Source organism: Streptomyces profundus (assembly GCF_020740535.1).
GTDB classification, from domain to species: domain Bacteria; phylum Actinomycetota; class Actinomycetes; order Streptomycetales; family Streptomycetaceae; genus Streptomyces; species Streptomyces profundus.
This window is the reverse complement of record NZ_CP082362.1, coordinates 743,510-755,732: the sequence shown is the minus strand read 5'-3', so window position 1 is coordinate 755,732 and position 12,223 is coordinate 743,510. Positions and strand designations below refer to the sequence as shown.

Below are 12,223 nucleotides of genomic sequence, written 5' to 3'. Positions count from 1 at the left end.
CCCGAACCATCGAGGAGTTCCCCATGAAACGGCACACCGCCGCGTCCCTGGCCGCCGTGCTGGCCCTCACGGTCGCCGCCTGCGGCGGCGGCGAGGGCGGCACCGGCTCCGCCGCGCCCACCGACGGGGTGCTGCGCGTCGGCCTGCTCAACGACATCGGCCAGCCCCCCGACCCCGACGTCTACTACTCGGGCAACGGCCTGGCGCTGACCACCAACATGTACGAGGGCCTGGTCCGTTACGAGCCGGGCGTGGACACCTCCACCATCGGCCCCGCCCTGGCCACCGCGTGGGAGGCGTCCGCGGACCACACCAGCTACACCTTCACCCTGCGCGAGGGCGTCACCTTCCACGACGGGACCCCGTTCACCCCCGAGGCCGTCGAGACGTCCTTCGACCGGCGGACCGCCGTCGGCGCCGGGCCCGCCTACATGGTCGCCGGGGTGGAGAGCGTCGAGGTGGTGGACGGGGCCACGGTGACGATCCACCTCTCCGAGCCCAACTCCGCCTTCCTCGACTACCTCGCCTCGCCCTACGGCCCGCGCATGATCAGCCCCACCGCGCTGGCCGAGAACGCCGGCGACGACCACGCCCAGCGCTATCTGAGCACCCACTCCGCCGGCACCGGCCCCTACCAGCTGTCCGAGGCCCGGGTCGGCGAGCGGTACGAGATGACCGCCTACCCGGACTACTGGGGCGGCGAGGCCACGTTCACCACCATCGACCTGCCGGTGTACACCGACACCTCCGCCATGCAACTCGCCCTGGACAACGGCGATCTGTCGGCCATCATCGGCGCGGTGCCCTCGGCCTCCCAGGCGCGCTACATCGAGGACGACGACCTCCAGGCGTACAGCCTCCCCTCGTTCCAGGTCGGCGTGCTCTACATGAACCCCAACCGCCCCTTCCTGGCCACGCCCGAGGCGCGGGAGGCCATGTTCCAGGCGGTGGACTGGGCCGGAGTCATCGATCAGGTGGTCGCCCACAAGGCCGAGTTGGCGGTCGGCAGCTACTCGCGCGGCGCGCTGCCCGACGGCGCCGAGTCCCGGGAGATCGTCCACGACCCCGCGCCCCTGGCCGCGTACGCGGCGGGCCTGTCCGGATCGGGGAAGACGGTGCTGATCGGGCACGCGGCGTCCAGCGCCGACGACGCCCAGATCGCCAACCTCGTCGCCGCCCAACTCCAGGGCCTGGGCCTGGACGCCACCATCACCAGCTACCAGACCGCCCAGGTCTTCGGCGAGTTCGCCGCCGACCCGGCGAACGCCCCCGACGTCTATGTCGCCTCCGGCACCTGGCCCGACTCCAGCAACCCCTATATGTACGGGCATGTGTTCTGGGACCAGGACGGCGGTCTCAACCACCTCCAGTGCTTCTCGGACGCGACCACCGAACTGCTCTCCGAGGCCCTGGTCACCGGCGATCCCGAGACCTACGTGGCCGCCGCCCTGGCCAACGAGGAAGCCTCCTGCACCCCCGCCTGGGCCTATGTGAACGACTTCGTCGCCGCCCAGCCCTGGCTCGGCCAGGTCGCCGAGTCCCACAGCATCGCCGAGCCCTACACCCTCGACTTCCACACGCTGACGGTCCAGGAGCGGTAGCCCCCAGGCTCGGCCCGAAGGAACCCCATGCCACACCGCAGGACCCAGGAACGGCCCACCCGCGCGGCGGACCTCCCCGCGAGCTTCTGGTGGCTCTGGTTCGCCGTCCTCGTCACCTGGACCGGACGCTTCGTCGTCCCGTTCATGACGCTCTTCCTCACCCGCGACGCCGGGCTCAGCACCTCGGAGGCCGGCATGATCGTCTCCGGCTACGGCGGGGGAGTGGTCCTCTCCGCCCTGGCCGGCGGCGTGCTCTCCGACGTGATCGGGCGCCGTCGCACCCTGATCGGCAGCCTCCTGCTCTCCGCCGGCACCATGCTGGTGATCCCCTCCTTCCCCCAACCCGCCGCGATCGCGGTGCTGTTGTTCGTCTTCGGCCTGGTGAACGGCGCGGCCCAGCCGGCCGTCGCCGCGCTGATCACCGACCTGGTGCCCCAGGCGCACCGGCGCGCCGCGTTCGCCTACAACTTCTGGGCGGTGAACCTCGGCTACGCCATCGGCCCGCTGCTGGCCGGCTTCATCGCCGACCACGCCTTCTCCTACCTCTTCTACGCCCAGGCCGGCGTGCTGCTGGTCTCGGCCAGCATCGTGCTGGCCCGGGTCACCGACAGCCATGTGCCCACCGGGCGCCGCCGCCGGGGCGCCGACCCGCCGCCGGCGCCGCCCGGCGGCCTGCGAGAGGTGCTGCGCGACCGGGTCTTCGTCACCTTCGTGCTGGCCATGCTCGTCTACTCCGTCGTCTATGTGCAGTCCACCTCCTCGCTGCCGGTGGCGATGGTGGAGGACGGCTTCACCTCCGCCGAGTACGGCTTCCTGCTCACCCTCAACGGGGTGCTGCTCTGCGCGCTCCAGATCCCCTCCGCGCGGCTCGTCGCCCGCTGGCGCCGCGAGGCGGTGCTGGCCGGCGCGCTGCTCTTCACCGCGCTGGGCGTGGGGCTCCAGGGCTTCGCCGACTCCTGGATCCTCTACGCCACGGCCGTCTCCATCTGGACCATCGGCGAGATGGGCGCCCACCCGTCCGCGCAGTCCATCGCCGCCGACATGTCGACACGTCAGGCCAGGGGCCGCTATCTGGGCTTCTACGCCCTGGCGTTCAGCACGGCCACCATGATCGGGCCGCTGGTCGGCGGCACGGTGATCCAACGGTGGGGCAGCGGCTGGCTGTGGGGCGGCTGCGCCGTGGCCTGTGTGCTGCTCGCCGGCTTCCTCACCCTCACCGCCCGCCCCCGGGAACGGCGCCTGGCGGCGGGGGCCGGGACGCCGGGAGCTTCGGGGGTTTCGGGGGCGCCAGGGACTTCGGGGACTTCGGGGACTTCCGGTGCTTCGGGGGGCGCACTTGGCGCCGGCGAGCCCCCCGGGGCGCCCCCGCCCCAGGACCCCACGGCGGGCGAGGGCCCGCCGACCGAACCCGTCAGCCGTCCCCGCGGCGGCGACCCAGAACCCCCCAACGATCCCGCACCGCCGCGGGACCGCGTGGACCGGCAGGGCCGGTAACCCATCGGCCACCGAAGACCATCGGGAGGACCGCACATGCTCGACACCCAACACGCCACGCCCGCACGGGCCGGCGACCCACCCACCGGGGCCACGCCCGTGGCCACCCTGCGCGACCTGCGGGTCAGTATGTCCCGCAACGGGACCCGTTCCCCCGTCATCAAGGGCGTGGACCTGGACATCCACCCCGGCGAGATCCTGGGCCTGGTCGGCGAGTCGGGATCGGGCAAGAGCATGCTCTCCCTCGCCCTGCTCGGCCTGCTCCCCGCCTCGGCCGCCCCCCGGGTCAGCGGCACCCTGCACGTCGCGGGCGTGGACATGCTGGGCGGCACCGAGGAACAGCGGCGCCGCGTCCGGAAGTCCAGCCTGGGCGTCGTCTTCCAGGACCCGATGACCTCGCTCAACCCCACCATGCGCGTGGGCGACCAGGTGATCGAGGCGGCCGGCGGCGACGCCGAGGCCATCCGCCTGCTGCGCGCCGTCGGCGTACCGGAGCCGGACCGCCGGATGCGGGCCTTCCCCCACGAACTCTCCGGCGGGCTGCGGCAACGCGTCATGATCGCCATGGCCGTCGCCGGGGAGCCCCGACTCGTCATCGCCGACGAACCCACCACCGCACTCGACGTCACCGTCCAGTCCCAGGTCCTCAGGGTGCTGCGGGGCCTGACCGACGAGCTTGGCTGCGGCGTGCTGATGATCACCCACGACCTGGGCGTCGCCGGGCAGATCGCCGACCGGATCGCCGTGATGTACGGCGGCCGACTGGCGGAGGCCGGCCCCACCCGGCAGGTGCTGAACCACCCCCGACACCCCTACACCCTGGGCCTGTTGGCGTCCCGGCTGGACTTCGCAACCGACCGGGACGGCCCGCTGCGCACCCTGGCGCCCGACACGGCCGAGCCCGCCGGATCGTCCGGCTGCGCCTACCACCCGCGCTGCCCGCTCGCCACCGACCGCTGCCGTGCCGAACTCCCCACCCTGCCGGCGCCCGAGAGCGCGTCCACACACGACGCCGCCTGCTTCCACGCGGAGAACGCCGGGGAACGCCTCCGCGCCCCGGCCGCCCGCACCACCCCCTCGGGGCCGCCGCCCGCCGCGTCCGGGCCGCCGCCCCCCGCACCCGGGGCGATCCTCAGCGTCACCGAGCTGACCTGCGACTTCACCGTGCGGGACCGCCGTGGGCGCAGGGCACGGCTGGCCGCCCTGCGCGGCGTCACCCTCGATGTCGAGGCCGGTGAATCCCTGGCCCTCGTCGGCGAGAGCGGCTCGGGCAAGTCCACGCTGCTGCGGGTGCTCGCCGGACTCCAGAAGGCCACCGGCGGTGGGCTCAGCGGCCCTTCGGGACAGGACGTGCAGATGGTGTTCCAGGACGCCGGCGCCTCCCTCACTCCCTGGCTGACCGTCAGGGAGCTGCTGGTCGAACGCCTCCGGCCACAGCGACTCGCCCCGGCCGACCGACTCGACCGGGCCCGCGCCGCGCTGGCGGCCGTCGGCCTCGCCGAGGAGACCCTGCGCGCCCGGCCAGCCGAACTCTCCGGCGGCCAACGGCAACGCGTCGCCCTCGCCCGCGCCACCATCGTCCCGCCCCGACTGCTGCTCTGCGACGAACCGACCAGCGCCCTCGACGTCTCCCTCGCCGCCCAGGTGCTCAACCTCATCAGGCGACTGCGCGAGGAACTCGGCATGACCGTGGTCTTCGTCACCCACGACCTGTCCGTGGCCCGGATCATCGGGGACCGGATCGCCGTGATGTACCTGGGCCGACTGGTCGAGGTCGGCTCGGCACGGGAGCTGATCGCGGACCCCGAACACCCCTACACCAAGGCCCTGATCTCCGCCGTGCCGGGGCTCGACGTCGCGCTGCCGACGATCGAGGGCGAGCCGGCCAGCCCGCTCGCCCCGCCCTCCGGCTGCGCCTACCACCCGCGCTGCCCGGTCGCCGTCGACGCGTGCGCCGACACCCTGACCGGCATCCAGCTGGTGCCCATCGGGCCCCGCCCACCGGGCCCCGCGCGCACCGCGCCCCCCTCGGCCCGCCGCGCCGTCGCCTGTGTGCACCGGGAGGAGTCCTGATGGCCGCCACGATCGCCGACGTCCACCCCCCGGCCAGGATGCCCCGCCGGCACCTCAGCGGCGGGCGGCTGGTGAACCACACCCTGGTGGCGCTGCTCGGCCTCGTCACCCTGGTCGCGCTGGCCGCGCCCCTGCTCGCCCCCGCCGACCCGGTCTCCACCAGCGGGGAGCTGTACGCCGGCATCGGCGGCCGGGACCATCTGCTGGGCACCGACGGCATCGGCCGCGACCTGCTCTCCCGCACCCTGATGGGCCTGCGCACCAGCTGGTTGATGGCGCTGGCCGTGGTCGCCATCGGGCTGCTGGTCGGCGGTGTGGTCGGGCTGCTCGCCGGCGCCTTCGGCGGCTGGCTGGACGCCGTGCTGATGCGGATCACCGACCTCTTCCTGGCGCTGCCGGGCACCCTGGTCGCGGTCGCCGTGGCCGCCGCCCTCGGCTCGGGACTCGGCAACACCTTCCTGGCCATCTCCGTGGTCTGGTGGCCCTACTACGCCAGGATCGTGCGTGGCGAGGTGCGGTCCCTCGCGGCCCGGCCGCATGTCGAGGCGGCCCGGATGGCGGGCGTCGGCACCACCCGGATCATCCTGCGCCACCTCCTCCCCGGCGTGGTGCCGTCGGCCGTGATCACCGCGAGCCTCGACGTGGGCAGCGTGGTCCTCGTGCTGGCCAGCCTCTCCTTCCTCGGGCTCGGCCAGTCGGCCCCCGCCCCCGAGTTGGGCGCTGACACCTCCCGCGCCCTGCCAGAACTGCTCACCCACTGGTGGATTCCGGTCATTCCCGGGATCACCGTGATGCTGCTCAGCCTGATCGCCAACCTCGGTGGTGACGCGGTGCGCGACATCATGGCGCGGCGCGGCCACTGACCCACGCCCCGCCGGATGCCTCCCGCCCCGGGGCCCGCCCCCGGCTCCGCTCCGGCTCCGCCCGGGTCCGCCCCGGCTCCGCTCACGAAAGGCCCAACGGACCATGACCCCGCGCTTTCTCGGCACCCGGCTGGCCTCCCTGGTCGCGCTGCTGCTGGTGCTCTCCGTGGTGCTGTTCGTTCTCCAGGAGATCTCGGCGACCGACGCCGCCGCCGCGACCCTAGGACCGACCGCCTCTCCCGAGGCGATCGCAGCCGAACGTGCCAGGCTCGGCCTGGACGCGCCGCCCGTCAGCCGCTACCTCGACTACCTCGGTGGTCTCCTCACCGGAGATCTGGGCACCTCCTTCCGCACCAGGCGTCCCGTCACCGAGGACATCGGGAGCTATCTGCCGGCCACCCTCGAACTCGTCCTCTTCGCCTTCCTGTTGGCGCTGGTGCTGGCCCTGCTGTTCGCCCTCTCCAGCACGTTGCGCTGGAAGGGCGCGGGCGCCCTGCGCGGCCTGCTCTTCGTCCTCTCCACCGCGCCCACCTTTCTGTTGGGCATCTTCTTCCTGATCGTCTTCTACCAACGGCTGGACTGGCTGCCGGCCAACGGCCGCACCAGCGCCGCCGGGGCCGTGGACGGGCCGACGGGGCTGCTCGTGCTCGACGGACTGCTGGCCGGGGACCCGGCCACCAGCGTGGACGCGCTGCGCCACCTGCTGCTGCCGGCCCTGGCCCTGGCGGTGGGGCCCGCCCTCGCGATCGGCCGGGTGTTCCGCTCCAGCCTGCGGTCAACGCTGGACGCGGAGTACGTGCGCACCGCCCGGGCCAAGGGGCTGGGCGAACGCTCCATCGTGCTCCGGCACGTGGCCCGGAACTCGGTCAACGCCGCGCTCTCCATGACGGGGCTCCAGATCGGCTTCATGTTCGCCGGGGTGCTGGTCGTGGAGAGCGTCTTCAGCTGGCCGGGGCTCGGCAGCTATCTGGGCGCCAGCATCCCGGTCTCCGACTTCCCGGCGGTCGCGGGGGTCACCTTCGTCCTGGGCGCGGTCTATATCGTCGCCAACACCGCGGCCGACATCCTGCAAGGGGTGGCCGACCCCAGGGTCGCCGTCTGACCACCCGGGCCCGTGGCGCCCGGGACGGCCGTTCCGACGACGGCACTTGACGGAACGTTGCTGCAATGGGGTGAGCCAACGGAAACCTGGGCGGCCAGCCGCGTTGGACAGCGTGCCCCCGCGCTGTCGGGGCACCCATCCGCGTAAGGGAAGGCCCATTCGATGAACATCCCAGGCACCACCGCACGGCAGGCACTCGGCATGGCGGCTCTGGCGCTGCTGCTCGGCGGCTGCGCCGGAGCCGCCGGCAGCGAGGAGGCGAGGGACGGCGCCCTGAAGGAGCCCACGCCCCTGGCCACGGCCCACGCGGTGGCGCCGGCCAGCGAACCGAGCCCGGCCGCGGGGCCGGACGGGCCGGCGGAGAAGCGGGAGGCCGAAGCTGCCACCCCCAGCTCCACCCCCGCCCCCACGACACCCGCCCCCCAGCCCTCGGGCCCCGAGCCGATCGCGCCGGGCCAGGTCGACGAGCCGGCCCCCGAACCGGCGGGCCAGGAAGCCCCGCCCGTCGAACTCCCCGACTCCCTCTGTGCCTTCCCCGACCCCACCATGAACGCGGTCTGCCGCTCCGCGCTGGGCCGCTAGGGTCCGAGAGACAGACCCTGGACCGCCATCCGGCGCCGGGCGGACGCCACCGGATCCCGACCGGGGCGCCTCCGGCCCGGGGCGGGCCCACCCGCCGCCACCCGCGCCCGCTATCCCCGATATGCCTCCAACAGGCGCAGCCACACCTCGCTGATCGTCGGGTAGGCGGGGACCGCGTGCCACAGCCGGGACAGCGGCACCTCCCCGGCCACGGCGATCGTCGCCGCGTGCAGCAACTCGCCCGCCGCCGGGCCGACAAAGCTCGCCCCCACCACCACCTGGCGATCCTCGTCCACCACCAGCCGTGCCCGGCCCCGGTAGCCATCGGCGAACAGCGCCGCGCCGGCGACCGCGCCCATGTCGTGGTCCACCGCCCGCACCCGCAGCCCCGCCTTCTCAGCCGAGGCCAGCGTCAACCCGACGGAGGCCGCCTCCGGGTGTGTGAACACCACCTGGGGAACCGCCTGACGATCCGCCGTCGCCGCCTGGGCGCCCCAGGGCCGGTCGTCGACCGAGGCGCCGCGCGCCCGGGCCACGATGGCGCTCGCCGCGATCCGCGCCTGGTACTTGCCCTGGTGGGTGAGCATCGCGCGGTGGTTGACGTCCCCGGCGCAGTAGAGCCAGCCGCCCGGCACCCCCTCGACCCGGAGCGAGTCGTCCGCCGAGAGCCAGTCGCCCGGGGAGAGCCCCACGGTCTCAAGGCCCAGATCCTCCGTGTGGGCCCGCCGCCCCGTCGCGAACAGCACCTCGTCGGCGATCACCGTGTTCCCGCCGGACAGCTCGACCACCACCGGCCCTTCGGCCTTCGGCCGACGCAGCGCCGCGACGGAGGCGCCGGTGCGCACCTCGACCCCCGCGCTGGCCAAGCCCTCCGCCACCAACTCGCCGGCGAACGGCTCCCACTGCGGCAGGAGGGCGTCCCCCCGCACCAACAGCGTCACCGAGGCGCCCAACGACCGCCAGGCGGAAGCCATCTCCACGCCCACGACCCCGCCCCCGACCACGGCCAGCCGCTCCGGCACCCGCTGCGACGACGTGGCCTCATGGCTGGTCCACGGGCGCGCCTCGTCCATGCCGGGCAGCGGGGGGAGAGCGGGGCGCGAGCCGGTGCACAGCGCCACCGCGTGCCGGGCGACCAGGCGCCGCTCAGCCCCGTCGGCCGCCGTCACCACCACCTCCCTGGGCCCGGCCAACCGGCCCTGACCGCGCACGAGTTCCACATCGACGGACTCCAGCCAGGAGACCTGCCCCTCGTCCTGCCAGTCGCTGGCGAACGCGTTCCTGCTGGCGAGCACCGCGTCCACCGCGAGCTCGCCGCCCGCCGCCTCCCGGGCACCGGGGACGGCGCGCGCAGCGGCCAGCGCGGCGGACGGGCGCAACAGGGCCTTGCTGGGCATGCACGCCCAGTACGAGCACTCGCCTCCCACCAGATCGCGCTCCACCACGGCGGTGCGGAGCCCGGCGGCCCGGGTGCGCTCCGCGAGGTTCTCCCCTGGCGGGCCGGCACCGATCACGATCACGTCGAAAACGTCGCCTTCCGCCGCGTCCCCGATGGGGGCGTCGGACGCGTCGGCGCTGAACTCCTCGGCGGTACCAGGACGATCTGCCATGCCGGCCGGCTCCTCTTCCTCGGTGTGGCGCCCCGGGGGCGCGCCTGTCCTCATACCGTAGGACGGCGCCGCTCGCCGGCCCCGGCACCGTGCCGTGCCGGCCGGGGGAGCGGGCCGTCGGCCATATCCGAGACGAGTCATCATGGGTCACACTCCGTAGTTGTCTGAGGTGAGCCCAGGTCTATCAGGGGCCACTGACAACCGCGTCTCCCGGCGCCGTTGCCCCGGGTGATCCAGTCAACAGCCGCTCTCACGCGGTCAGGGTCCGCCGGTAAAGGGTCGCGAGCCGATCACCCAACTCCTCCTGTGACCAGTTGCGTTCATTGAGCAGTCCCGCGATCACCTCGCTGGAGACCAGGGACCAGAGCAGGTCGGCGCCGGTCTCCACCGTCCATGGCTCGGCCAGCCTCCGCTCCCTGGCGAGCCATTCGGTGAGTCGGCGGCAGTTCGCGAGTTGGGCGCCGCTGGCGCGCCTGTGGTGTCGGTCGGCGTCCGCGTCCTGCCGGCGCACCTGCTGTACCGCCTGGTCGACGGCGAGCACCCGGGGGTGGTAGCGCGCCAGATGGCGGGCCCACTCGGTCAGCGCGGCGACGGAGTCCTCGGCGGCCCAGACCTGCCGCAACGAGGCGTCGAGCCCCTCCTCGCCGGCCAGGTAGTCGAAGAGCGCGGTGACCAACTCACCGCGTGAGCCGAAGTGCAGATAGAGCCCGCGTCGGGAGACGCCGACCCGCTCGGCGACCGCGGCCATGGTCAGGGCCGGCAGCCCCTGCTCCTCCAGCAGGGCGCGGGTGGCCGCCAGGATCGCCAGCCGGGTCCGGCGGCTCCGCGCGTTCTGGGGTTCGGGGATCGATCGGGTCACGCGGAACAGCCTTGCACAGAAGTGCGCGCCCTGTGTACTTTCCAGAAGTGCACAGCTTGTGCACTTTATTCTGGGCCAGATGCGTTCTGGGCCAGAGGCCCAACTCCTGAGGAGGCACTTGTGACACGGGAACGCATCACCGTCCCGGGACGGCCGGAGCCCTACGCCCTGACCCCGGCGCGCGCCGCGGTCCTGGTGGTGGACATGCAGAACGACTTCGCCTCGCCCGGCGGCGGCATCGACGTCGGCGGCGGCGATCCCTCGGTGGTCGGGGCGATCGTCGAGCCCATCGCCGAAGTGCTCGCCAAGGCGAGGCACGCCGGGATCCCGGTGCTCCACCTCCAGCACGGATACCGTCCCGACCTGGCCGATCTCGGCCCCGAAGGAAGCAAGAACCGCCTGGTCCACGCGGCGGTCGGCCAGCCCGTGCCGGCCCCCGACGGCACGGAGGGCAGGGTGTTGGTCCACGACACCTGGAACACCCGGATCGTGGACCGGCTGACGCCGGTCGAAGGCGATCACGTGCTGCGCAAGAACCGCTTCAGCGGGTTCCATGACACGGCCCTGGACGCCACCCTGCGGCGGCTCGGCGTCGACGATCTGATCGTCACCGGCTGCACCACCAGCGTCTGCGTCGAGTCGACGGTCAGGGACGCCATGTTCCGCGACTACCGATCGCTCGTGCTCACCGACTGCGTCGCCGAGCCGCAGGGGCGCCGTCACCACGACTCCACGGTGGCGCTGGTGGAGAACAGCTTCGGCTGGACGGCCAGGTCCGAGGATCTGCTGGGCGCGTTGACGGGCCGCTGAGCCGCACGCGACGCGTGGGCCGGGCTCAGTCTCGGGGCGGCGGCGCGGTGCTCTCCCTCGGCACCATCCACGTCGGCACCAGCGTGGTGCCCCGCTCCATCGTGTCCGTCCGCAACTGTCGGAGCACGCCCTCCACACATCGCCGGCCCACCTCGGCGAAGTCCTGGTGGATGGTGGTCAGGGGCGGGGTGAAGGAGCCGGAGTCCGGGATGTCGTCGAAGCCGACCACGCTGATCTCCCGGGGGACCGCCCGGCCGCGCTCGTGGAACGCGCGCAACAGGCCGAGCGCCATCTGGTCGTTGGCGGCGAACACGGCGGTGCAGCCCGGCTCGTCCGCCAGCCTCAACCCGGCCCGGTAGCCGGACTCCGCCGTCCAGTCGCCCCGCAGGGGCGGCGGCACCTCGCGGCCGGCCTCGGTCAGGGTGGCCCGCCAGGCGTCGGTCCTCCGCTGCGCGGAGAACGACTCGTCCGGACCGGTCACATGCCAGACCGTCCGGTGACCGAGATCCAACAGGTGTTGAACGGCGTCCCTGGCGCCGCCGGCCTGGTCGGTGTCCACCACGCTGTAGCGGTCGCCCGCGTCGGAGTCCATCACCACCACGCTGACGTTCGGCGGCAGGGTGACCGTTCCGGCGTCGAGGAGGTGCACCTCCATGATCACGATGATCGCGTCGACGGCCAGCTCTCCCAGCCGGGTGAAGGCCCCCCGCACCTGGTCCTGGGTGGGCGCCGCCACCGGCAACAGCGTGATCGCGTAGCCCTGTTCGGCGGCCGAGCCGGCGATGGCCTCCAGGGTCCGGACGTTTCCGGTGGTCGAGAGGGTAAAGAGGATGACGCCTATCGTTCGGAACTCTCCGCTCTTGAGCGCCCGGGCGGCGCTGTTGGGCCGATAGCCCGACTCCTTCATCGCGGTGAGCACTTGCTGGCGGGTGCTTTCCACCACACCCGGATGTCCGTTGGAGACGCGGGAGACGGTCTGGGAGGAGACGCCGGCCAGCCGGGCCACGTCCGCCATCGACACCCGCTTCTGGCGGCGCGACCGGCGAACGTCCGGATCGGGGGCCGGCGTCGCGCCGCTCTCCGTGTCCGTGCCACGTCCCATCTCGTCCACTCGCCGCTCTCCTGTTTCGTGCCCGATATGTGGTTGGGGTGCGCCCGACCGAAGAGGTTCCCGGCCGGCGCTTGACGCTCCCCAGCAGGCAGTGTAAGCATCACATTAATCAATGTTT

10 protein-coding genes are annotated in these 12,223 nt (G+C 73.2%); 7 read left to right on the top strand and 3 right to left on the bottom strand.

From position 1 onward, the window contains the following. The first annotated feature begins 23 nt into the window (after positions 1-23). The 6 genes from K4G22_RS03325 (at position 24) to K4G22_RS03300 (ending at position 7,715) form a co-directional block, all read left to right on the top strand. Complete coding sequence (locus tag K4G22_RS03325; protein WP_228078153.1) at positions 24-1,601, top strand: ABC transporter substrate-binding protein; 1,578 nt, start codon at positions 24-26, stop codon at positions 1,599-1,601. Positions 1,602-1,628: 27 nt separating this feature from the next. Further along, on the top strand, positions 1,629-3,095 hold the full coding sequence (locus K4G22_RS03320; protein ID WP_228078152.1) for an MDR family MFS transporter: 1,467 nt from the start codon (positions 1,629-1,631) through the stop codon (positions 3,093-3,095). Positions 3,096-3,131: 36 nt separating this feature from the next. Continuing rightward, the gene (locus tag K4G22_RS03315; RefSeq protein WP_228078151.1) at positions 3,132-5,168 is read left to right on the top strand and encodes a dipeptide ABC transporter ATP-binding protein; all 2,037 of its coding nucleotides are present in this window, start codon (positions 3,132-3,134) and stop codon (positions 5,166-5,168) included. Then, positions 5,168-6,031, top strand: coding sequence for an ABC transporter permease (locus K4G22_RS03310; RefSeq protein WP_228078150.1), 864 nt, complete (start codon positions 5,168-5,170; stop codon positions 6,029-6,031). Before K4G22_RS03315 ends, K4G22_RS03310 begins: the two co-directional genes overlap by 1 nt. Positions 6,032-6,134: 103 nt before the next feature. Continuing rightward, on the top strand, positions 6,135-7,133 hold the full coding sequence (locus K4G22_RS03305; protein ID WP_228078149.1) for an ABC transporter permease: 999 nt from the start codon (positions 6,135-6,137) through the stop codon (positions 7,131-7,133). A 162-nt stretch (positions 7,134-7,295) separates the two neighbouring features. Next, the gene (locus K4G22_RS03300) at positions 7,296-7,715 is read left to right on the top strand and encodes a hypothetical protein (RefSeq protein WP_228078148.1); all 420 of its coding nucleotides are present in this window, start codon (positions 7,296-7,298) and stop codon (positions 7,713-7,715) included. Between the two features lie 110 nt (positions 7,716-7,825). Here the strand turns inward: K4G22_RS03300 and K4G22_RS03295 are convergent, their stop codons facing one another. After that, on the bottom strand, positions 7,826-9,325 hold the full coding sequence (locus K4G22_RS03295; protein ID WP_228078147.1) for a dihydrolipoyl dehydrogenase family protein: 1,500 nt from the start codon (positions 9,323-9,325) through the stop codon (positions 7,826-7,828). Positions 9,326-9,575: 250 nt separating this feature from the next. Then, positions 9,576-10,184 carry a TetR/AcrR family transcriptional regulator gene (locus tag K4G22_RS03290; protein WP_228078146.1) on the bottom strand — a complete coding sequence of 203 codons (609 nt, stop codon included), beginning with the start codon at positions 10,182-10,184 and terminating at the stop codon, positions 9,576-9,578. A gap of 120 nt (positions 10,185-10,304) precedes the next feature. Between K4G22_RS03290 and K4G22_RS03285 the strand changes: the two genes are divergently transcribed. Next, on the top strand, positions 10,305-10,994 hold the full coding sequence (locus K4G22_RS03285) for a cysteine hydrolase family protein (protein ID WP_228078145.1): 690 nt from the start codon (positions 10,305-10,307) through the stop codon (positions 10,992-10,994). Between the two features lie 25 nt (positions 10,995-11,019). On the opposite strand, the gene K4G22_RS03280 is transcribed toward K4G22_RS03285, so the two are convergent. Further along, complete coding sequence (locus tag K4G22_RS03280; protein WP_425336773.1) at positions 11,020-12,096, bottom strand: LacI family DNA-binding transcriptional regulator; 1,077 nt, start codon at positions 12,094-12,096, stop codon at positions 11,020-11,022. Positions 12,097-12,223: the final 127 nt, after the last annotated feature.